This is a genomic window from Gordonia sp. 11cp, from assembly GCF_057767225.1.
Map to the genome: position 1 here is coordinate 3,327,593 of NZ_CM173437.1, position 22,232 is coordinate 3,349,824.

19 protein-coding genes are annotated in these 22,232 nt (G+C 68.5%); 9 read left to right on the top strand and 10 right to left on the bottom strand.

The genetic code is table 11. The annotated features are described in order from the left end of the window. Positions 1 to 31: 31 nt before the first annotated feature. The 3 genes from AC3B6C_RS14880 to AC3B6C_RS14890 are packed head-to-tail and all read left to right on the top strand — an operon-like array spanning position 32 to position 2,882. Complete coding sequence (locus AC3B6C_RS14880) at positions 32 to 700, top strand: HAD family hydrolase (RefSeq protein WP_488373309.1); 669 nt, start codon at positions 32 to 34, stop codon at positions 698 to 700. Positions 701 to 753: 53 nt separating this feature from the next. Continuing rightward, positions 754 to 1,719, top strand: a complete 966-nt coding sequence (locus AC3B6C_RS14885; protein ID WP_010844377.1) for a 4-(cytidine 5'-diphospho)-2-C-methyl-D-erythritol kinase — start codon at positions 754 to 756, stop codon at positions 1,717 to 1,719. Between the two features lie 17 nt (positions 1,720 to 1,736). Further along, a complete protein-coding gene (locus AC3B6C_RS14890; RefSeq protein WP_488373310.1) occupies positions 1,737 to 2,882 on the top strand; it encodes an alpha/beta hydrolase in 1,146 nt (381 codons plus the stop codon). 39 nt (positions 2,883 to 2,921) lie between these two features. Here the strand turns inward: AC3B6C_RS14890 and AC3B6C_RS14895 are convergent, their stop codons facing one another. From AC3B6C_RS14895 to AC3B6C_RS14910, 4 genes are all read right to left on the bottom strand, one after another. Then, the gene (locus AC3B6C_RS14895; RefSeq protein WP_488373311.1) at positions 2,922 to 4,775 is read right to left on the bottom strand and encodes an ABC-F family ATP-binding cassette domain-containing protein; all 1,854 of its coding nucleotides are present in this window, start codon (positions 4,773 to 4,775) and stop codon (positions 2,922 to 2,924) included. 32 nt (positions 4,776 to 4,807) lie between these two features. After that, entirely contained in the window at positions 4,808 to 5,647 is an 840-nt protein-coding gene (locus AC3B6C_RS14900; protein ID WP_488373312.1) for an SGNH/GDSL hydrolase family protein, read from the bottom strand. Between the two features lie 324 nt (positions 5,648 to 5,971). Continuing rightward, entirely contained in the window at positions 5,972 to 7,129 is a 1,158-nt protein-coding gene (locus tag AC3B6C_RS14905; protein ID WP_055475294.1) for an acyl-CoA dehydrogenase family protein, read from the bottom strand. A 57-nt stretch (positions 7,130 to 7,186) separates the two neighbouring features. Continuing rightward, positions 7,187 to 8,383 carry an acyl-CoA dehydrogenase family protein gene (locus AC3B6C_RS14910; RefSeq protein WP_488373313.1) on the bottom strand — a complete coding sequence of 399 codons (1,197 nt, stop codon included), beginning with the start codon at positions 8,381 to 8,383 and terminating at the stop codon, positions 7,187 to 7,189. A 375-nt stretch (positions 8,384 to 8,758) separates the two neighbouring features. On the opposite strand from AC3B6C_RS14910, the gene AC3B6C_RS14915 reads away from it, so the two are divergent. The 4 genes from AC3B6C_RS14915 to AC3B6C_RS14930 all read left to right on the top strand — a co-directional run bounded on the left by AC3B6C_RS14915 (position 8,759) and on the right by AC3B6C_RS14930 (position 14,095). Beyond that, positions 8,759 to 10,195: an MFS transporter gene (locus AC3B6C_RS14915; protein ID WP_488373314.1), complete on the top strand. Its 1,437-nt coding sequence runs from the start codon at positions 8,759 to 8,761 to the stop codon at positions 10,193 to 10,195. Positions 10,196 to 10,357: 162 nt separating this feature from the next. After that, the gene (locus AC3B6C_RS14920) at positions 10,358 to 11,491 is read left to right on the top strand and encodes a thiolase family protein (RefSeq protein ID WP_488373315.1); all 1,134 of its coding nucleotides are present in this window, start codon (positions 10,358 to 10,360) and stop codon (positions 11,489 to 11,491) included. Between the two features lie 89 nt (positions 11,492 to 11,580). Then, positions 11,581 to 12,345, top strand: a complete 765-nt coding sequence (locus tag AC3B6C_RS14925; RefSeq protein ID WP_488373316.1) for an SDR family NAD(P)-dependent oxidoreductase — start codon at positions 11,581 to 11,583, stop codon at positions 12,343 to 12,345. Between the two features lie 100 nt (positions 12,346 to 12,445). Then, a complete protein-coding gene (locus tag AC3B6C_RS14930; RefSeq protein ID WP_488373317.1) occupies positions 12,446 to 14,095 on the top strand; it encodes a class I adenylate-forming enzyme family protein in 1,650 nt (549 codons plus the stop codon). A gap of 1 nt (position 14,096) precedes the next feature. On the opposite strand, the gene AC3B6C_RS14935 is transcribed toward AC3B6C_RS14930, so the two are convergent. Further along, positions 14,097 to 15,281: an acyl-CoA dehydrogenase family protein gene (locus AC3B6C_RS14935; protein WP_488373318.1), complete on the bottom strand. Its 1,185-nt coding sequence runs from the start codon at positions 15,279 to 15,281 to the stop codon at positions 14,097 to 14,099. Positions 15,282 to 15,493: 212 nt separating this feature from the next. Between AC3B6C_RS14935 and fabG the strand changes: the two genes are divergently transcribed. Both fabG and AC3B6C_RS14945 read left to right on the top strand, forming a co-directional pair. Continuing rightward, entirely contained in the window at positions 15,494 to 16,252 is a 759-nt protein-coding gene (fabG, locus tag AC3B6C_RS14940) for a 3-oxoacyl-ACP reductase FabG (protein ID WP_055475290.1), read from the top strand. Between the two features lie 51 nt (positions 16,253 to 16,303). Continuing rightward, positions 16,304 to 17,527 carry an acetyl-CoA C-acetyltransferase gene (locus AC3B6C_RS14945; protein WP_055475289.1) on the top strand — a complete coding sequence of 408 codons (1,224 nt, stop codon included), beginning with the start codon at positions 16,304 to 16,306 and terminating at the stop codon, positions 17,525 to 17,527. A 59-nt stretch (positions 17,528 to 17,586) separates the two neighbouring features. Here AC3B6C_RS14945 and AC3B6C_RS14950 read toward each other — a convergent pair whose 3' ends face one another. The 5 genes from AC3B6C_RS14950 to AC3B6C_RS14970 all read right to left on the bottom strand — a co-directional run bounded on the left by AC3B6C_RS14950 (position 17,587) and on the right by AC3B6C_RS14970 (position 22,230). Beyond that, the gene (locus AC3B6C_RS14950) at positions 17,587 to 18,459 is read right to left on the bottom strand and encodes a LysR family transcriptional regulator (protein WP_055475288.1); all 873 of its coding nucleotides are present in this window, start codon (positions 18,457 to 18,459) and stop codon (positions 17,587 to 17,589) included. 8 nt (positions 18,460 to 18,467) lie between these two features. Then, on the bottom strand, positions 18,468 to 19,370 hold the full coding sequence (locus AC3B6C_RS14955; protein WP_488373319.1) for a LysR family transcriptional regulator: 903 nt from the start codon (positions 19,368 to 19,370) through the stop codon (positions 18,468 to 18,470). 30 nt (positions 19,371 to 19,400) lie between these two features. Then, positions 19,401 to 20,162 (bottom strand): crotonase/enoyl-CoA hydratase family protein, encoded by a 762-nt coding sequence (locus tag AC3B6C_RS14960; protein WP_014926004.1) that lies wholly within the window; start codon positions 20,160 to 20,162, stop codon positions 19,401 to 19,403. A 33-nt stretch (positions 20,163 to 20,195) separates the two neighbouring features. Further along, on the bottom strand, positions 20,196 to 21,311 hold the full coding sequence (locus AC3B6C_RS14965) for an MBL fold metallo-hydrolase (RefSeq protein WP_488373320.1): 1,116 nt from the start codon (positions 21,309 to 21,311) through the stop codon (positions 20,196 to 20,198). 130 nt (positions 21,312 to 21,441) lie between these two features. Next, positions 21,442 to 22,230, bottom strand: coding sequence for an alpha/beta fold hydrolase (locus AC3B6C_RS14970; RefSeq protein ID WP_044506277.1), 789 nt, complete (start codon positions 22,228 to 22,230; stop codon positions 21,442 to 21,444). Between the last annotated feature and the right edge of the window lie 2 nt (positions 22,231 to 22,232).

Below are 22,232 nucleotides of genomic sequence, written 5' to 3' on the forward strand. Positions count from 1 at the left end.
CGCGGTTCTCGACCCCGGAAACGAGGTGCAGATGCCGGACCACAAAGCGGATGGGTCGATCGACACCGTGCTTCTCGATGTCGACGGTACCCTCGTCGACTCGACCTACCTCCACGCGTTGGCGTGGATGCGGGCCTTCGCGGGCCACGACCTGATCCCGCAGTGGTGGCGGGTGCACCGGGCGATCGGCATGGGCGGCGACCGCCTCGTCGGCGAGATCTGCGGCGACGAGGTGGAGGATTCGCTCGGCGATACGCTCCGCGACGACTGGGAGGGGCAGTACCGCCGGCTGCTACCCGACGTCCGTCCGCTCCCCGGCGCAGCCGACCTGGTCCGAGGGTTGCTTGACGCCGGGTATCGGGTGGCTCTCGCGTCGTCGGGGAAGTCGGAGTTCACCGATGCGGCGCTGGAGTCGATGGGGTTGTCGCGGAACGACTTCGCCGCCGTGACGACCTCGGACGATGCCGACTCGTCCAAGCCGGCGCCCGATATCCTGTCGGTCGCCCTCGACGAGGCCGGCGGCGGGCGGGCTGTGGTCGTCGGCGACACGGTGTGGGATGTGGCGTCGGCGCACCGGCTGCCGGCGGAGTGCGTTGCGGTGCGCTCCGGCGGGTTCTCGGAGGGTGAGTTGCGCGACTCGGGGGCGGTGCTCGTCGTCGAGCACGTCGGTGAGCTCGTCGACCGCGACTGGCGTCCCTGAGCGACGGCGTCGATTGGCGCGAGGCCGACCCCGGGGCGCTAGTCTGGATCATTGTGTCGCGTACGTCGCTGTCGGTGGTGTCGGACTCCGTCACCGCACGGGCTCCGTCGAAGGTCAATCTGCACCTCGGGGTCGGTCCGCGCCGCGAGGACGGGTATCACGACCTGGTCACCGTCTTCCAGGCGCTGTCCCTGCACGACGACATCCGGGTGGCCCGTGCGAACGAGACGACCGTGACCGTCCGCGGTGAAGGCGCCGGGTCGGTCCCGGCCGACGAGTCCAATCTCGCGGTACGCGCGGCGTTGGCACTGGCCGACTGGGCGGACCGGTCCGGCAAGGTCGCCATCGACATCGACAAGACGATCCCGGTCGCCGGCGGCATGGCCGGTGGCAGCGCCGACGCCGCGGGGGCGCTCGTCGCACTCGCCGCCCTCTGGAAACTCGACATCGGCCGGGACGACCTCGCCACGATCGCCGCGGGTCTGGGCAGCGACGTCCCGTTCGCGTTGCATGGCAACACCGCGCTCGGCACCGGGCGCGGCGAACGGTTGATGCAGGTCCTCTCCCGCGGGGAATTCCACTGGGTCCTGGCACTCGCGCGCGAAGGGCTGTCCACGCCGGCGGTGTACCGCGAACTGGATCGGTTGCGCGGCAGCCGTTCTGGCGAGTGCGCCGACGACGACGAACGTGACCTGCTCCGACGCCCCGACGAACTGATGCAGGCGCTGGCGTCGGGCGACCCGCGCGCGGTGGCGCCGCTGCTGCACAACGATCTACAGCCCGCGGCGCTCTCACTGCAGCCGACGCTCCGCCGGACGCTGCGCGCCGGGATCGACGCCGGAGCGCTGGGCGGCATCGTGTCGGGGTCGGGTCCGACGTGCGCCTTCCTGTGCGCCGACGAGACCAGCGCGGTGAACGTCGCGGCGGAACTGTCCGGCGCCGGAGTTGCTCGATCGGTCCGAACCGCCAGCGGTCCGGCCGCCGGGACGCGAGTCCTGGGAGCCGATCTCCGGCGCTGATCACCTACGGTTGATCGATGCCCCGTAGACCCTTCGCAGTCGTCGCGTCGACCGTCGTCGCCCTGCTGCTCGGGCTGTCGGCGGTCGCCATGCCGGGCTCCGCCGTGGCCGCCGCACCCGCCGACGGGTTCGTGTTCACCACCACCGAGGTCGCCGACGACGAACTCCCGTCGGCGGCCCGAGCGGGGACCCGGATCACCTACGCGACGCGCGATCAGAACGGACGTCCGGCGATGTCGAGCGGCGTGTACTGGGTGCCCGAAGGCGTGCCGCCCGCCGGCGGCTGGCCGATCGTCTCCTGGGCGCACGGGACGGTGGGCCTTGCCGATGAGTGCGCGCCGACCCTGCACCGCCTCGGCGACGGCGTCGAGGCGCCGGTGCGGGCGGCACTCGACGCCGGCTACGCGGTCACCGCAACCGACTACGCCGGGCTCGGATCGGCGGGGGAGACGGAGTACCTCGGCGGCCGGGCGGCCGCGTATTCGGTACTCGACATGATCCGGGCGGCACGGTCGGTCGACCCCTCACTCGGGTCGCGGTGGGTGTCGACGGGTCATTCGCAGGGCGGTCACGCTGCGCTGCATGCGGGCCGCCTCGCCGCGGAGCACGCGCCCGAACTGCCGGTCGCCGGCATCGTCGCGATCGCCCCGGTGTCGTCGCTGGAGAACCTCTTCGGACTGTTCGGCCCCCGCGTCCCGGGTCTCGGCGCGCTGAATGTCCTGAGTGCGCCGTTCCTGTTCACCCTCGCCGGTCTCGACCACGCCCATCCGGAGCTCGGTGTCGCCGACTTCCTGACCGCCGACGGCAAGCGTTTCCTCGACCGGGCGCGCGCCCGGTGCAACGGCGATCTGGTCGACGCGCTGCGGTCGGTGTCACCGGGTTCACTCGTCGCGTCGTCGTTCACCGACGAGCAGGAGTTCCGGGACGCCCTGCGCGAGTACGCGGAGGTCCCCACGTCCGGATACCCGGCGAAAGTCACCCTCGCACACGGGTTTCTCGATCCGGTTCTGCCCTACCCGCTGTCCCGGTCCCTGCGGTCGGCGATGCGCGACGCGGGCACCGACGTCGACCTCAAGACCTACGCGCGTGCCGATCACAGCAGCGTCGTCGACGAGTCGCTGCCCGACGTGATGACAGCGATCCGGGAGTCGTTCGGCCGCTGACGAGATCCTTCGCCGACGACGACCGGCCCGGACCGCCGGTCATTCGAGGGCTTCGCCGAGCTCCATCCAGCGGTCCTCGACCTCGGCCAGCTCGGTCTCCATGGCGCGGATGCGTTCGGTCTCGGCGGCGAGCCCCTGGTAGTCGGACTGATCATGGTCGGCCAGCGCCGCTCGCGCGGAGTCGATCGTGCTGTGCAACTTGTCGATCCGACGCTCCAGGGCGGCCAGCTCCTTGTTCGCCGCGCGCAACTCCGCGCCGCTCAGGGCCGAACCCGACCCACCGCCCGTCGACGTCGAACGGGCCGAACCCGAACCGCCCGAACCCGATCCGCCCGAGCCCGATCCGCCCGAGCCCGATCCGGAGGCGGCCGCCTTCGACTGCGCCGCACGGAGTTTCAGAAACTCGTCGACCCCGTTCGGGAGGTGTCGCAACTTGCCGTCGAGGACGGCGAACTGCTGATCGGTGACCCGTTCGAGGAAGTACCGGTCGTGCGAGACGACGATGAGCGTGCCCGGCCAGGAGTCGAGAAGATCCTCGAGCGCGGCGAGCATGTCGGTGTCGAGGTCGTTGGTCGGCTCGTCGAGGATCAGCACGTTCGGGGCGTCGAGGAGGATCAACAGCAGCTGCAGGCGTCGCTTCTGTCCGCCGGACAGATCTCGGACCGGGGTGGAGAGCTGCGCGCTGTCGAAGCCCAGCCGTTCGAGCAGCTGCGACGGCGAGAGTTCCTGGGCCTTCGACCCGGCGCCGAAGGTGTAGGTGGTCTGCAGTTCCGTGATGACCACGCGGACCGGATCGTCGAGGTACCGGTCGAGGTCGTCGAGGCGCTGCGTGAGGGTCGCGACCTTGACCGTCTTGCCGCGCTTGACCCGTCCGCCGGTCGGCTCCACCGTCCCGGCGATGAGACCGAGCAGCGTGGACTTGCCCGCGCCGTTGACCCCGAGGATGCCGGTGCGCTCACCGGGCGCGAGCCGCCACTCGACGCCGTCGAGGACGTTGCGCTCGCCGTAGGACACCGACACGTCGAGCAGGTCGACGACGTCCTTGCCGAGACGTGCGGTGGCCAGGGACTGCAGGGCGACGGTGTCGCGAACCGGCGGTACATCGGCGATCAGTGCGTTGGCCGCGTCGATCCGGAACTTCGGCTTGGATGTCCGTGCCGGGGCGCCCCGACGCAACCAGGCCAGTTCCTTGCGTGCCAGGTTCTGCCGGCGCGCCTCGATGGTCGCGGCCTGCCGGTCGCGTTCGACGCGCTGCAGGATGTAGGCGGCGTATCCGCCCTCGAACGGTTCGACGATCCGGTCGTGTACCTCCCAGGTGACGGTGCAGACCTCGTCGAGGAACCACCGGTCGTGGGTGACGACCATCAGTCCGCCGGCGTTGGCCGGCCAGCGGCGCTTGAGGTGCTGTGCGAGCCAGGTGATGGCCTCGACGTCGAGGTGGTTGGTCGGCTCGTCCAGCGCGAGGACGTCGTGCTCACCGGCCAGCAGCCGTGCCAGGGACACCCGGCGTCGCTGACCACCCGACAGCGACGCGGTGGGCGCGGTCCACTCGACGTCCCCGAGTAGTCCCCCGATGACGTCGCGGACGCGGGCGTCGCCCGCCCATTCGTGTTCGGGACGGTCACCGACGACGGCGTGCCCGACGGTCTCGTCGTCGTCGAAGACGTCGACCTGATCCAGGACGCCGACACGTACGCCGCCCCGGACGGTGACGCGACCGGAATCGGGCTGCATCCGTCCGGCGAGCATCGCCAGCAGGCTCGACTTGCCGTCGCCGTTGCGTCCGACGATGCCGATGCGGTCGCCCTCGTTGACGCCGAGGGACACCGACTCGAAGACCTTGGTGGTCGGGTATTCCAGGCCTAGGGTTTCCGCGCCGAGTAGATGAGCCACCCGACAAACGCTAGTGGGTGGCCGGTGTCGGGCTAACGGCGGATGGCCCCGTTGATCATGGCTGCGAAGGCGACGGCGCCGGCCTGGTTGACGTGGAATGGCAGGGCGATGCGATTCGACAGCGAGCTCTCGTACCAGGGGCTGATCAGGTTGCACGCATCGTGCCCCGCCGATCGGCGGTTGGCGTCGATGAAGGTGCCACCGACCTTGGTCGACGCCCGCCAGAGCGCGCCGTTGGCGCGGTTGAAGACCTCACGCATCCACCGGGCGTCGGGGTCGCTCAGCGGGACGAGCGGCCAGCATCCGCTGAACCCGATGAAGCCACCCAGGCCGACGACGATGATCTGGGCGTTGGGTGCCTTCTTCCGGACTGCGCGCAGCGCCGGGGTCACCCGGCTCTCCATCAGGTCGATCCGACGCCGGACCTCGTTCTCGAGGCCGCGGTTGTGGCGGCAGCGCCGGTCGGTGAACGCGGGGGTCCGGCATTGGTTCAGGATCGCGTTCCACCGCATGTCGTTGCCGCCGATGCTCACCGTGATCAGTTGCGCGTCGCGCGGGACCAGATGCAGCTGAATCGGCTTCGTGCCACCGCTGGTGTGTTGTGGGGCCTGGTACAGGTGCGCCGCCTGGGCGCCCGCGCACGAGGCGTCGACGAAACGTCGCGGCAGAGTGGCCCCGGCGACGAGGGTCGGGTAGTTGAACGCCGACCGCTTGCAGCCGCCAAAGTACGCGGGGGTCGGGGTGTAGAAGCTCCCGGACGCACGCGAATCACCGAGCGCCACGTAGGTGCCACCGGTGTAGCGCGCCGGGGCCGCCTGCGCGGGCGCGGACACCGCCGCCATCAGCGACACCACGAACGCGGTGACCAGCACCGTCGCCAATACTCGGACCCCACCCCGGACAAACCCCACCAACGCACACCACTTCCGCTACCCGCCGATTGCTCAGGGAATCTTAAGGCACGACCGGCGGACGGGAAACCGGACTGGGCTGAGCGTTCACCGGGGTTGTCGGTACGCATCGGTCGCCTGTTACCGCGGGCTGCGCGAACCCTGCCGGGGGCGTGAGCGGCGGATATCACACGAGCAGGCTGAAGACCACCCGTAGGAAACGGACAGCTGCCGATGGGTTGCCCGGCCCGGCTCCGTGGGGTGGTTTTCAGGGAGCGACAGTCGGAGCAGCGACCTGCATGACACCTACAGGCCGAGGTCCTTGGCGATGATCGTCTTCATGACCTCGCTGGTGCCACCGTAGATGCGGGTGACGCGGGTGTCTGCGTACAGCCGGGCGATCGGGTACTCCAGGACGTAGCCGTACCCGCCGTGCAACTGCAGGCACTTGTCGATGACCTTGCCGGCGGTCTCGGTGGCGAACAGCTTCGCGCGGGCCGCGTCCGGGACGGTGAGTTCGCCCTCGTTGTGGAGTTCGAGTGCGCGGTCGACGATCGCGCGGATCGCCTCGACCTCGGCAGAGCACTCGGCGAGCACGAACTTGGTGTTCTGGAACGCGGCAACGGGTTTGCCGAAGACGTCGCGCTCCTTGGTGTAGGCGATCGCATGCTGGACGGCTGCCGCGGCGGTGGCCGACGCCCCGATGGCGATGGTGAGTCGTTCCTGCGCGAGGTTGTGCGCGAGGTACGAGAACCCGGCTCCCTCCTCGCCGAGCCGGTCGGACACGGGAACCTCGACCGAACTGAACGAGAGTTCGGCGGTGTCGGAGGCCTTGAGTCCGATCTTCTCGATCTTGCGGCCCACCGAGAATCCCTCGGACTTGGTGTCCACCACCAGGATCGACAATCCGGCACGACGGTTCTCGGGATCGAACGGTGCGGTCCGGGCGACGACGAGGACGCGATCGGCCAGTGCGCCGCCGGTGATGAACGTCTTCGCGCCGTCGAGTACGTAGTGCGATCCGTCCTCGGACAGCTTGGCGGTGGTCGAGATGTTGGCGAGATCAGAACCGGTGCCGGGTTCGGTCATCGCGATCGCGAACATCAGCTCGCCGGAACAGAATCCGGGCAGCCAGCGCTGCTTCTGCTCGTCGGTGGCGTACTCGACGAGGTAGGGGAGGATCAGGTTCGAGTGCACCGAGTAGCTGCCGAAGGTGACACCCGCGGCCGAGGTCTCCTCGGCGATCACCATCGAGTAGGTGAAGTCGGAGACACCGCCGCCGCCGTACTCCTCGGGCGCCTCGATGCCCAGGACGCCGAGTTCGCCGAGCCGGTTGTAGAACTCACGCGGCGGATGTCCCTGTTTCTCCCAGTCGTGATAGACGGGCGCGACCTCCTTGGCGATGAAGTCCCGGACGGTCTTGCGGAACGATTCGTGGTCCTCGGTGAAGATGCGACGCAGCATGTGGTCCCTCGAAACTGTTGTGGGCGGACGGGTCTGACGAGATTCGACTCGCGGCGGTCATTTCTCGCGATATTCGCGCAGGAGTCCCTTGGAGATGATCTGTTTCTGTATTTCGCTGGTGCCCTCGCCGATCAGCAGGAAGGGTGCGTCGCGCATCAGCCGCTCGATCTCGAACTCCTTCGAATAGCCGTAGCCACCGTGGATTCGAAAGCTGGCCTGGGTGACCTCGGCGCAGTACTCGCTGCACAGGTATTTGGCCATCCCGGCGGCGACGTCGTTGCGCTCGCCCGAGTCCTTCAGGCGTGCCGCATTGACCATCATCAGGTGCGCGGCCTCGACTTTCGTCGCCATCTCGGCCAGCGAGAACGCGATGGCCTGGTGTTCGGCGATGGGCTTGCCGAAGGTGGATCGCTGCTGCGCATACTTCACGCCGAGTTCGAATGCGCGCTGGGCGATCCCGCACGCGCGGGCGGAGACGTTGACGCGGCCGACCTCGACGCCGTCCATCATGTGCGCGAACCCGCGGCCGCGCTCGCCGCCGAGGATGTCGGACGCGGATGCGCGATAGCCGTCGAAGATCAGCTCGGTGGTGTCGATGCCCTTGTAGCCCATCTTGTCCAGCTTCCGCGGGATCGTCAGCCCGGGCCGCACCTCGCCGAAACCGGCGGGCTTTTCGACGAGGAAGGTGGTCAGGTTCTTGTGCGGTTTCTCGTTGCCCTCGTCGGTCCGGACCAGCGCGGCAACGAGAGTCGACGATCCGCCGTTGGTCAGCCACATCTTCTGTCCGTCGATGATGTATCCGTCATCTCCGTCGCGCTTGGCGCTCGTCTTGATCGCCGCCACGTCCGACCCCAGTTCCGGTTCGGACATCGAGAACGCGCCGCGCACCTCGCCGGTCGCCATCCGGGGGAGGAACCGCTGCTTCTGGTCGTCGGTCCCGTGCTGCCGGATCATGTACGCCACGATGAAATGGGTGTTGATCACCCCGGACACACTCATCCAGCCGCGTGCGAGTTCCTCGACGCACAGCGCATAGGTCAGCAGGGATTCGCCGAGCCCGCCGTACTCCTCGGGGATCATCAGACCGAACAAGCCCATCTCGGCCATGCCGTCGACGATGGCCTGTGGGTACTCGTCGGCGTGCTCGAGTTCCTGCGCATTCGGGATGATCTGTTTGTCGACGAACGAGCGGACGTTGGACAGGATCTCGGTCTGGATCTCGGTGAGGCCCAAGGTCTGCGCGAGGCGGGTCATGGCGGTGAGGTGTCTCCGAGTCTGTCGGGCTGCGTGTGACCGCGGTCGGGGCGGGCGTGCGCCTCGGCGGGATGTCCGTCTCCCAGCATGCCCCGCCCGACCGCGGCGAAGTAGTCGACGTGAACTAAGGGTGCGATAGCGCGAGCCAATGAAACGAGTGGCTCCGAACGCACCATCGCTATGGGTCCGTGAGGGCCTGCCAATGACCCCAGCTCGTGGCGGGCCGGGCCTGGACACATAGGCACGGGCAGTCGGATCGTTCGCCGGGCGAACGTTGTCAGGGGCGGTCATGTCCGGTTTCAATCGGATCGGATGTGATCTGGCCCACGTGCGGATCGCATCGTTACCCAGACCACTCATCGGAAGAGGTTCACCATGGCGGTCACGACCACCTCCGGATCAGGGCCCGGCAAGAAGCCCGCGTCGTCGGCGCACGCCTCACCCGGCGACGCCACGCGGACGATCGACTTCGAGGCGACCCGGTCCGGTCGATCACCGGGGGGTCGCAAGCTGGGGCCGCGCGGCGAGTCCCGGGTAGGCGCCTGGGGCATCACCTCGCTGCTGGTGAGCCTGTATGTCATCAACTACGCCGACAAGGCCGTTCTCGGGATCATCGCCCAGCCGCTTCGTGAGGAACTCGGACTCAGTTCGTCGCAGATCGGGCTCGTCGGCAGCCTGTTCTTCCTCACCTTCACCATCGGTGGATTCTTCGCGGGCCTGCTGAATCGCTGGATGACCCTGCGCTGGTCGCTGGTGCTCCTCGCCCTGTGCTGGGCCGCGGCGATGCTGCCGATGGTCGTGGTGGCCGGACTCGGTGTCCTCATCGTCAGCCGGTTGTTCCTCGGTCTCGCCGAGGGGCCCAGTTCCGCACTCCTGCACACCGCGGCCTACTCGTGGCACCCACCGGCCCGGCGCGCGCTGCCGGGTGCACTGCTGGCCGGCGCCGCGTCGATCTCGAAGATCGCCATCGCCCCGCTGCTCGCCGTGATCACCGTGACGTTCGGATGGCGCTGGGCGCTGATCTCCCTCGCCATCGGGGGCCTCGCCTGGTGCGTCGTCTGGCTGGCCACGTGGCGCAACGGCCCCTACATCGCGAGCGGGAAGACGGCGAAGGGCACCGCCGCAGATGGCGACGCCGAACCGGCCACCCCATGGATCTCGATCTTCACCTCGCGGACCTTCATCACCGGGGCGCTGGTGGTGATGAGTGTCTACGCACTGGTGAGTGTGGTGCTGACCTGGCTGCCCTCGTACTTCGAGGAGGGACTCGGCTACAGCCGCCTGCAGTCCGGGTCGATGTTCGCGTTCCCCTCGATCGTCGGACTCATCTTGATGGTGCTGAGTTCGATCACGAGTGACCGGATGATCTCGCGGGGTGCGACCTCGCGAATGCTGCGAGTCGTCGTGCCCTCGGTCGGCGTGCTCGTGTCCGGCGTCTTGCTGTTCCTGCTTCCGTCGATCAGCACGCCGATCGTCGCGGTGGCGATCCTGTCGATCGGATATGGCTTCGCCGCCACCGTGTTCCCGCTGTTCAACGCGGCTGTCGCGGAGATCTGCCCGCCTCGGCAGACAGCGGGCACGTTGGGCGTCTTCTTGGCGATCATGGCCATCGGCGGACTTGTGGCGCCCTACGCCACGGGTGTCATCGTCGACGCTGCGGCCACCCCGGCGGAGGGGTATGCCACCGCGTTCCAGGTACTCGGTCTCGTCGCGGCGGTGTGTGCCGTGCTCGCGCTGGTGTTCGCCGACCCCGAACGTGATCGTGCCCGGCTGCGGCCGCACGCACCGACGATCGAGGGCGCCACGGGATGATTCTCCGCGTCCCATAGGCAGGGCCTCATCGTCTGTGAGTGGGAATCGACTTGTCTGCCAAACGCCTTGATGGTCGTCTCGACAGAACGGGCGACCGGCGCCCGCCGGCGTCGTGCGCGTCGAACACAGCCTAATCTCTCGTCCTGACATCGAGGAGACCCCATGCGTGATGCAGTGATCGTCGACGCGGTCCGTGCCCCCATCGGCCGCCGCCGCGGCGCCCTGTCCGGAATCCACCCGGCCGACCTGTCCGCCCACGTCCTCGAGGCACTCGTAGAACGAACCGGTGTCGAACCGGCGATCGTCGACGACGTTCTGTGGGGGTGCGTGAGCCAGGCGTCCGAGCAGGCCGGGAACGTCGCGCGGACCGCGGTTCTCGCCGCAGGCTGGCCGGAGAGCGTTCCGGGCACGACGGTGACCCGTGCCTGCGGATCGAGCCAGCAGGCGGTCAGCATGGCGGCCGCAGCGGTCATCTCGGGTCAGCAGGACGTCGTGATCGCCGGCGGTGTCGAGTCGATGAGCAGAGTCCCGATGGGCAGTGCCGCCCCCAACGGGGAGCATCAGCCGCCCACCGTTCTCGATCGGTACGGGGTGGACAAGTTCAGTCAGGGGGTCGGCGCGGAGATGGTCGCCGCCAAGTGGGGACTCGACCGCACCCGCCTCGACGAGTATTCGCTGCGCTCGCACGAGCTCGCCGCGCAGGCCGCCGACCGCGGCGCCTTCGACAGCCAACTCGCGCCGATCCCGGGAGTGCTCGAGGGCGATGAGGGCATCCGTCGCGGCGGCACGCTGGAATCCCTGGCCAAGCTCAAGCCCGCGTTCAGCGAGGACGGCGTCATCCACGCGGGCAACTCGTCGCAGATCTCCGACGGATCGGGTGCCTTGCTGATCATGTCCTCCGACACCGCGACGTCGCACGGACTGACGCCGATCGCGCGTATCCACACGGCGGTCGTCGCCGCCGATGACCCGGTGATCATGCTGACCGGGCCCATCCCGGCCACCGCGAAGGCACTCAAGCGATCGGGGCTGTCGATCGACGACATCGGGGCCTTCGAGATCAACGAGGCGTTCGCCCCGGTTCCGCTCGCCTGGCAGGCCGAGACCGGTGCCGACATCGACCGCCTCAACCCTCTCGGCGGCGCGATCGCGGTCGGACACCCGCTCGGAGGTTCCGGCGCCATTCTCATGACCCGACTCGTCCATCACATGCGCGACAACGAAATCCGTTATGGTCTCCAGTCGATGTGTGAGGCCGGCGGTATGGCGAACACCACCATCCTCGAACTTCTCTGACCGCGGACTTCCGACCCACCACTTCGTGGCTCGCTCCGCTCGCATCTCATGGAACGGGACGAGATCATTTCGAAAGGAAGTACAGAGCAATGGATCTCAAGGGACTCTCGATTGCGATCACCGGTGGCGCTTCCGGTCTCGGCCTGGCGACAGCCAAGCGCGTGATCGACGCGGGCGGTCTCGTCACTCTCATCGACCTACCCACCTCCGACGTCCAGGCCGTGGCCGACGGACTCGGCACCGCGGCCGGTTTCGCCGCCGCCGACATCACCGACGCCGAACAATTCGCTGCCGCACTCGATGTGGCGGACGAGCGCGGTGGTCTACGAGGCGTCGTGCACTGTGCCGGGGCCGGCCGGCGCATGCGCATCCTCGACAAGGAGGGCAAGGCGACTCCCGCCGATGACTTCGAGTTCGTGATGAAGCTCAATCTCGTCGGTTCGTTCCACGCGTTGTCCCTCGGCGCCGAGCGCATCGCGCGCCTCGAACCGATCGACGGCGAGCGCGGCGCGGTCATCATGACCGCGTCGGTCGCGGCCTTCGAGGGGCAGATCGGCCAGATCAACTACGCGGCGTCCAAGGCAGGCATCGTTGGCATGACCCTTGTCGCGGCGCGAGATCTGGCCAGCAAGCTCATCCGCGTCAACACCATCGCACCCGGCACGATGGACACCCCGTTGCTGGCCCGACTTCGCGACGACGTGCGTGAGTCTCTCGCGGCGAGTATTCCCAACCCGGCCCGACTCGGCCGACCGGAGGAGTTCGGTCACCTGGCCGCGTCGATCCTGGAGAACACTTATCTCAACGGCGAGACCATCCGCCTCGACGGGGCGATCCGGATGGCCCCGCGCTGACCGGGTGCCGGGCGGAGGGGCGTCGGGCAGACAGTATCGCCGGGGGAGGCGGTCAGCGGCAACGCAATTCCAGTATTCGACTCCGAGAGGACACCTCGCGATGACCCCATCGGCGCCCACGACGCTGCGCTATCCCGACACCACCATGGCCGACCTCCCGGCCGGAATGGCGGCGATGTACGGCAACCGTGCTGCCGTCGTGGACAGCGAGACGACTCTCACCTACACCGAACTCGACACGCAATCGGCCGCGGTGGCGTCGGCGCTACGAGCCGCCGGGGTCGTCGAGCGGGACGTCGTGCTGCTGTATCTGACGAACAGCGTCGAGTTCGTGGTCTCCTACTACGGGTCCTTGCGGGCGGGTGCCACCGTGACCCTGGTGAATCCGCTGCAACCCGTCTCCGGTCTCCGGTGTCAGATCATGGAAACCGGTGCGGTGGTCGGTTTCACGCAGAGCGGGCAGTCGGCGCGGTTGCTGGCGGCCGCCGCGGGTTCGACGCTGACGACCGTCGTCGTGGTCGACGGGACGGCAGAAGCGTCCGAAGGGGTCGCGACGTGCTCACTCACCGCGTTCACCGCCGGACATCACGGCGCGCCCACGGTGTCGGTGACGAGCGAGGACGTCGCGCATCTCGCCTTCACCGGCGGCACCACGGGGGTGTCGAAAGGTGTACGGGTGTTGCACCGCAACGTCATCGGCAACGTCACCCAGATGATCGCCTGGCGTGCCGGGCACGCCCTCGACGTGGGTGACGACGGCCTGCTCGTCCTCACCCCCCGGTCGGACGAGAATCCGGGTGTGGTCCCCGGTGCCGCCGCGACCGTCGTCGTCTCGCCTTTGTTCCACGCGCATGCGCTCATCAACATGTCGTTCCTGTTGCTGTGCGGCGCAACCCATGTGTTCGGCGGGCGGTTCGACCCGGCACGCATGCTCGGCCTCATCGAGGAGTTCAGTGCCTCCTACGTGACCGGCAGTCCGGCGATGTGGCATGCGCTCGCCGCCCACCCCGACGTCGCGACGCGTGACCTCACCTCGGTGCGGGTCGTCTCCTCGGGTGCCGCACCCATCGATCACGTCACCCTCGAACGCCTCCGGAAGGCGTTCCCTGCGGCGGCCGTCGTCGAAGGTTACGGACTCACCGAGGCCACCTGCCTCGTGTCCTCGGCGCCGCTGACCTCTCAGGGGTACTACCGCCTCGGTAGTGTCGGCCTGCCGACCTTCGACACCGAGGTCGAGATCCGTTCGGTCGACGATCCCACCGCGGTGCTCGGACCGGGGGAGAGGGGCGGGCTGTGGGTTCGCGGCCCGCAGGTCACCGCCGGCTACCTGGATCACCCCGACAAGACGGCCGAACAGTTCGTCGACGGGTGGCTCGACACCGGTGACATCGCCTACCGCGACTCCGACGGCTACCTCTACATCTGCGATCGTGTCAAGGACATGCTGATCTACAAGGGCTACAACGTGTATCCGCGGGAGCTCGAAGAGATCCTGGTGACCCATCCCGACGTCGAGGCGGCCGCGGTGGTCGGACGCGAGGCGGGTGCCGTCGGACAGGAACCGGTCGCGTTCCTGGTGGCCAAGACCGGGCACGTCATCGAGGCGGCATCGGTCGCGAGATTCGTCGAACAGCAGGTGTTGCCGTACAAGAAGATCCGCGACGTCTACGTGGTCGACGAGCTACCGACGTCGGCGGCGGGCAAGATCCAGAAGGTCGCGCTCCGGGAGCGGCTCACGCACGCCGGATAGTTCAGCGCTGCGCCCGCTTGACCAGGTTGCGTCCGATGATGAGCCGCTGGATCTCGCTGGTGCCCTCGTACAGGCGGAGCAACCGCACCTCGCGGTAGATGCGCTCCACCGGGACGTCGCGCATGTAGCCGCTGCCGCCGTGGATCTGGACCGCGAGATCGGCGACCTTGCCGACCATCTCGGTGCAGAACAGCTTGGCGGCGGACGGGGCGATGCGCCGGTCGGTGTCGTCGACCCAGGCGCGAGCCGCTTCGCGCACCAGTGCTCGCCCGGCCATCACGCCGGACTGCTGGTCGGCGAGCATGGCCTGTACCAACTGGAACTCGCCGATCGCGGTACCGCCCTGGGTCGCCGTCGCGGCCCACGACACCGACTCGTCGAGGGCGCGCTGCGCGGTGCCCACCGAGAGGGCGGCGATGTGAACCCGGCCGCGCGCCAGGCTCATCATCGCGGCCTTGTAGCCCACGTCCTCGCTGCCACCGACCAGCGTCGACGCCGGGACACGCACATCGTCGAAGTGCACGTCGGCGGTCCAGGCGCCCTCCTGGCCCATCTTGCGGTCCTTGGCGCCCACGCTCAGCCCCGCGGCGTCGGCGGGGACGAGGAACACCGCGATGCCGGTGCCGTCGTCGTCGGCCGGGCGGGTTCGGGCGAACACGACGAACAGATCGGCCAACGGGGCGTTGGTGATGAACCGTTTCTCGCCGGTGATCACCCAGTCGTCGCCGTCGCGGACGGCCTTCGTGCGCAGTCCGGCCGGGTCGGAGCCGGCCCCCGGCTCGGTCAGCGCGAACGAGGCGACCACCTCGCCGGACGCGATCTTCTCCAGCCACGCGGTCTTCTGCTCATCGGTGCCGAAGTGCACGAGTACCTGGCCGGCGATGCCGTTGTTGGTGCCGAACATCGACCGCAGCGCCAGGGAGGTGTATCCCAGTTCCATCGCGAGTTCGACGTCCTGGGTCAGGTCGAGGCCCAGACCGCCCCATTCCTGCGGGATGGCGTAGCCGAAAAGACCCATGTCCTTGGCCGTCTGGCGGATGTCGTCCGGGATCGCGTCCGTGTCGAGGATCTCCTGCTCACGCGGGACCACCACCTCGCGGACGAACTCACGCGTCGCGGCGAGAATGTCGGCGAAATCCTCGGGTCCCACCTGGGAGGTCGAGGCTGGTTGCATCACACCGGTCATGCGCCCACTCTTGCGCGTTCGCACCTCGGCCGTCCAATACGAAACCGGGATCGATCCGATAGCCGCTGCGTATGAGCGTGGAGGGGTTCGACGGGGGACGATCTCGATAGATTGAGTTCACCCACCCGCCGGCGCGGCGCCCTGTCGCTGTTCGCCGTTCGCTCTCCACCGACCCCACGGGGCGGTGGGACCCCGGAAGGACGACACGACACATGTCACGCACCACCGCGCAGCCGCTGCTCGAAGGACGTACCGCCGTCGTGACCGGTGGCGCGCAGGGCATCGGTTTCGAGATCGCCAGATCGTTCGTCGAGGCCGGCGCTCGAGTCGTCCTCGGCGATCTCGGCCTCGACGCCGCGCAGGCTGCCGCGGACGAACTCGGCGGTAGCGAGGTGGCCCGGGCGGTGCGGTGTGACGTCGTCGACGCGGCCGAGGTCGATGCACTGCTGGCGACGGCGGTCGAGGTCTTCGGGTCTCTCGACGTCGTGGTGAACAACGCGGGGATCACCCGGGACGCCACGATGCGCACGATGACCGAGGAGGATTTCGACCAGGTCATCTCGGTGCATCTCAAAGGCACCTGGAACGGCACGCGTAAGGCGGCGGCGATCATGCGCGAGGCCAAGCGCGGTGCGATCGTGAACATCTCGTCGCTGTCGGGCAAGGTCGGCATGGTCGGGCAGACGAACTACTCGGCGGCCAAGGCGGGCATCGTCGGCCTCACCAAGGCCGCGGCCAAGGAGATGGCCCATCACGGCGTACGGGTCAACGCGATACAGCCCGGTCTGATCCGGTCGGCGATGACCGAGGCGATGCCGCAGAAGGCATGGGACCAGAAGATGGCGGAGATCCCGATGCGACGCGCCGGCGAGGTCGGTGAGGTCGCGAGCGTCGCGTTGTTCCTGGCGTCGGACATGTCGTCGTACATGACGGGCACCGTCCTCGAGGTGACCGGCGGCCGCTTCATGTGAGAGTCGCTCTCACCCAGACAACTTCGCACCATCGAACCCGAAAGGTCACCCATGCGCGACGTGGTCATCTGCGAACCGGTACGGACCCCGATCGGCCGCTACGGCGGGATGTTCAAGAATCTCACCGCCGTCGATCTCGGGGTCGCCGCGTTGACGGGGATGCTCGATCGCACCGGACTCGACCCGGGGAAGGTCGAGGACGTCATCCTCGGTCACTGCAACGGCAACAGTGAGGCGCCCGCCCTGGGACGAGTGATCGCCCTCGACGCGGGGTTGCCGATCACGGTGGGCGGCATGCACATCGACCGTCGTTGCGGCTCGGGACTGCAGGCCGTCATCCAGGCCGCATACCAGGTGTCGTCGGGCGACAACGACGTCGTGGTCGCCGGTGGTGCCGAATCGATGAGCAATGCGTCGTTCTACTCGGTGGACATGCGGTGGGGTGGTGCACGAACCGGGATCGCCATGCACGACAGTCTGGTTCGCGCCCGCTCGACCGCCGGCGGAAAGAACTACCCGGTGCCCGGCGGCATGATCGAGACGGCCGAGAACCTGCGCAAGGAGTATGAGATCTCCCGGGAAGAGCAGGACGAGCTGGCTGTGGCATCGCACGAACGAGCGGTCCGCGCTCAGAAGGACGGCGTACTGGCCGAGGAGATCATCCCGGTCACCGTTCCCTCGCGAGGACGCGACCAGGTCATCGACACCGACGAGCATCCGCGCCCGGATGTCTCGGTGGAATCGTTGTCGAAGCTCAAGCCGATCATGGGCAAGACGGACCCGGATGCGACGGTGACGGCGGGCAACGCCAGCGGCCAGAACGACGCCGCGTCGATGGCGATCGTGACCACGCCCGAGGTCGCCGAGAAGCTGGGTCTGCGCCCGCTGGTCAAGCTCGTGTCCTGGGGTCTGGCCGGGGTACCGCCGCGCACCATGGGGATCGGGCCGGTGCCGGCGACCGAGAAGGCCCTCGCGAAGGCCGGACTGACGCTCGCCGACATCGACGTCATCGAACTCAACGAGGCCTTCGCCGCGCAGGCGCTCGCCGTCACCCGCGAGTGGGGTTTCGGCCGGTTCGGCGCCGGCGGCGATTTCGATCGCACCAACGTCCATGGCTCGGGAATCTCATTGGGACACCCGGTCGGGGCCACCGGCGGCCGCATGCTGGCCTCGCTGGCGCGCGAGCTGCACCGGCGCGGGGCGCGTTACGGTCTGGAGACGATGTGCATCGGCGGTGGTCAGGGACTCGCGGCGGTCTTCGAACGCGTCGGCTGACCCCAAGACTCACCGGACCCCACCTGAGTCGCTCCGGTGGGGTCCGGTGTTCCAGTCGGTCATCCCACCGATTCGCGCACGAGGTCGACGAACGCCTGGCCGACGGCCGACAGGGACGGCGGGTGAAAGGCGATCGCGAAGGGACGCACGACATTCGGTTCGATCTCGCGGATGACGACCGGGGAGTCCGCCGACTCCGCGACGGACCGCTCGAGGAGCGTGCCGCCGATCCCGGACTCCACCATGGGGAGCCGTTCCTCGCGGATCTCCGACAGCACGGCGAGAGGCGGCCGGACGCCGCCGACACGGATGGCCTCCTCGAACTCGTCGGCCACCGAGTAGCCGCGCGGCACGAAGACCATCGGGATCGGCGGCAGGTTGTTCAACGGGATCGGGCCCTCGGGTACCTCGGTGCCCGGCGGGTAGACCAGGACGTGTTCGTGTTCACCCATCACGATCACCTCGAGGTCGTCACCGGCGATCGGCAGGTGAGCGACGGCGAATTCGCAGTGACCGTCCTCGATCGCCGACGCGGCCCTGGTCTCGTCGCGTAACTCACCCAGCCGCACCGACACTCGTGGATACGCGGCACGGAACCGGGTGACGAGGTCGACGACGGGTCCGACGGCGGTGGCGGCGAAGGCGAGGATGTCGAGATGACCGGTGAGTTCGTCCTCCGACGCCGAGAGCAGGTCGTCGACGGCATCCATGTCGCGGACGATCTGACGTGCAGGACCGACCATCGTCCGCCCGGCCGCCGAGAGCACCATCCCGCGGCCGATGCGATGGAACAGCTGCACCCCGAGTTCGCGTTCGAGCGCCCGGAGTGCTTGGGACACAGTGGGTTGAGCGACGCCGAGAGCCGAGGCCGCACCACCGATGCCCTTGTTCTCCACCACCGCCAGGAAGTACTCGACCTGCCGCAATTCCATGGTGGAAGTCACCAGTCCCGTGGTTCGGCGGGATCCGGAGCGATCCCGCAGTGGACCTTCGCCGCGGAGATGAAGGCGAGCGCGGCCGGCGAGGGGAGCCCGGATCGCAGCACGAGTCCCCACGCCCGCGTCAGCGGCGGGTCGAGCGCGAGTCGCCGCAGTCCCGCGAGCTGTCGTTCGGCCACGGTGAAGGGGAGAACCGTTGCCCCCGTTCCCTTCTTGACCAGACTCCACACCGCGGAAGGCAGCTGGCAGTCGACCACCACGTTCCTTCCGTCCTCGTCGAGGAGCCCGTCGAGGAGCCCCGCCGTGATCGGGTCGCTGTGATCGATGACGAGGGGTAGTGAGCGCACCGCCGAGTGCGGTATCGGATCCGGCAGTCCGTCGGCGAGCGGCGCATGCGCCGCGACGACCAGTTCCTGCTCGGCCATCGGGATGGCGGTGAAAGTCGCGTGCTCGGCGGTCGAGTCCATGATCCCGACCTCGGCCTCGCCGGATCGCAGCGCCGACAGCACTCCTGCGGGGCTGTCCGCGGAGACGACCCGTACCGACAAGTGCGGGAAGCGTTCCCGGAACAGACGCACGACGTTGACCACGGGATCCACGCTGAATGCCGCGTAGGTCACGACGTCGACGCGGCCGGCACGCAGCTCGCGAACCGCGTCGACCTTGGCCTTGGCACGGTCGACGTCGGCCAGGATGCGGCGGGCGGCGACGTCGAGTTTGCGTCCGGCCTCGGTGAGTTCGAGACGGCGCCCGGTGCGGTCGAACAACGTGACGCCGAGGCGCTTCTCGAGCGTGCGGATTGCCTGGGACAGCGACGGCTGTGAGATGTAGAGGGACTGGGCGGCCTTCGTGATGCCGCCGTGGTCGACCACGGCGACGAAGTAGGTCACGAGGTGCAGGTCCACCCCGGTCACTTTAGTGAATCCGGCGGGAGGTCACTTGCCGGTCCATCGCGGCGCCCGCTTCTCGGCGAAGGCGACGGCACCCTCTCTCGCGTCGTCGGAGGCGAACACCGGGCCGAGATGATCCCACTGCTTCTTGATCAGTTCGGGATCGGTGTAGCGGATGGCCATCGAGGTGACCTGTTTGGTGGCACGGACGGCGAGCGGTCCGTTGGCCGCGATGACGGCGGCGAGTTCGCGTGCGCCGGCGAGTGCCTCGCCGGGCTCGGTGACGCGGTTGACCAGTCCGAACTGATGGGCGCGTTCGGCGGTGAGCGGGTCGCCGGTCAGCGCGAGCTCCATCGCGACCTGGTACGGCAGGATCTTCGGCAGGCGGAGCAGTCCGCCGGCCGCGGCGGCGAGTCCGCGCTTGACCTCGGGGATGCCGAACTTGGAATTGCTCGCCGCGACGACGAGGTCTGCCGACAGCGCGAGTTCGCATCCCCCGGCCAGCGCCCAGCCCTCGACCGCGGCGATGAGGGGCTTGCTCGGTGGCGCCTCGGTGAGCCCGCCGAACCCGCGGCCCTTCAGCGACACCTGCTCGCCGCGGGCGAAGGCCTTGAGGTCCATTCCGGCGCAGAACGTGCCACCGGCGCCGGTGAGGATCCCGATGGTGAGGTCGTCGCGCGACTCGAGTTCGTCGATCGCGGCGGCGATGCCCTCGGAGACCTCGAGATTCACGGCGTTCTTCGCTTCGGGACGATTGATCGTGATGACGGCGACGCCGTCGGCGAACTCGGTGAGCACTGCACTCATGGGATCTCCTGGAGTTGATGGACGGAGGGGAAGTCAGGTGCCTTCGGAAGTGGAAACCGATTGTGGCGCAGGCGGTGTGGCGCCATCGGCGAGGAACCAGCGGATCGGGCCCGGTGCGGCCGGGTCGTCGGCGGGTACGCGAGCGTCGAGAATGCCTCGCTCCTGCAGGACGATCAGGTGGGCGTGCGTCTCCCGCAGCGCGAGTCGGCTGAGGGTGAGCGACAGCTCCTCGAACGGGCGTGACCAGGTCACCGACCGGGTGATCTCCCAGGCCGAGCTCTCCGGATGCCGGGCGACGGTCGCGGTGATCTCGGCGAGCCGGTCCTCGTGGTGCTCGAGCAGGCCGGTCACCCGGTCGCCGAGACCTCGGAACCGGTACTCGTGGGACGGCAGCGCCTCGTGGTCGCGCATCTTCTCCGTGTTGGCCAGCGAGATCAGGTAATCGGCGAGGGGATTGTCGGTCTGCATGGGGTTGGTCGAGATGTTCGGACTGATCCGCGGCAACAGGTGGTCGCCGGTGAAGATGACACCGGCGGTGTCGTCGGCGAAGCAGAGATGTCCCGCGGTGTGGCCGGGCGTCCAGATGGCTCGGAGATCCCAGCCGGGGATGTCGAGGGGGGCGTCGCCGGTCAGTTCGCGGTCGACGGTCCGGCCGTCGGGCATGCGGATGAAACCGATGAACCCTTCGTCGGCGACCTCGGTCGGTGCGCCGAGCATCCGGAGTTCGGACCGCGCCTGCCGGAGCTGGCTCTCCACCTCGTCGTCGGAATGGTGGCGCAGGTAGCGGGCGTCGTCGCGATGCATCCACAGCTCGGCGTCGACGTGCTCGAGGAGACGCGGCACGAGCCCGAAGTGGTCGGGATGGAGATGGGTCACACCGATGGAACGGACGTCGGTGACGTCGTGTCCGGTGGAGCGGATGCCTGCGACGAGGACATCCCACGACTCGTCCGACGGCCAGCCGGCGTCGATGAGCGCGAGGCCGCCGTCGGGCAGTCCGAGGGCGTAGACGAGGATGTAGCGCAGCGGATTGGGACCCATGGGCACCGGGATCGACCACAGTCGCGGCCGGACCTCCTCGACCGGCGGCAGCACCTTGTCGGCCCAGGCCTGTTTCTGCAGCACGCCGGTGACCTCGATCGGGACCATCCAGCCTCCTCCTCGGGTGCATCGTTCGCGCGAGGGCACCGCGACGAGTGTTGCAGTGATCTGTGTCATCCGATCACGAGACGACTTCGAGGCTCAAACTGGGTGCGGCTCAGACACCCTGAGGTAGGACCTATGAGTCGAGTTCATGCCCGAGCGCACCGGCATGGTCGCAGCCCGCCGCCACCTCGCCCACGAGGCGTCCCGCGAGTTCGGGCTGGATGAGTGGGAAGAGATGACTCGCGCGCGGGACGATGGTGAGGGTCGCGTCCGCCGCGGCTTCGACGAACCGTCGCTCGTGGACCCGGAACTGATCCTGACGCCCGTTGACGAAGACCGTGCGGCCCGGATAACGACCGACCTCGCCGAGCGCGTCGAAGTGCTTGAGCTCGGCCACGACGTCGGCGATGGACCCGAGCGACAACCCGCCGATCTCCATGTCCTCGGACACCTGCCTGCCGACGGCCAGGCGGGTGAGCGCCTGGCTGATGACCGCCGCCTGGCGTGGCAGGAGCGATGTCACCGCCCCGAATGTCTCGAACGGTGCCGCGAGGATCCGACTGGGTTGCGCGGTCGCGCACATGGGCACCAGCGCCGCGACGTGATGTGGATGGCGACTCGCGGCCGCCATCGCCACATAACCGCCCATCGACATTCCGGCCACGACCGCCGGCCGGCCGAACCGCTCGATCTCGGCGACGACGGCGTCGACGGCAGCGTCCATCGTGAACCTCTCCGCCCGACGCCGTCCGTGCCCGGGGAGATCGGGGGTGACGACATCCCTGCCCGCAGGGGCCGTCGCCGCCACCGCGGCAGCCACCCGGTGCAGTGTCGCTCCACTCACCCGTATCCCGTGGACGAGGACGACGGGGGTGGGTTCGTCCACCGGCGGATCGGTCGCGGCAAGGGCTGACGGAGGCATCG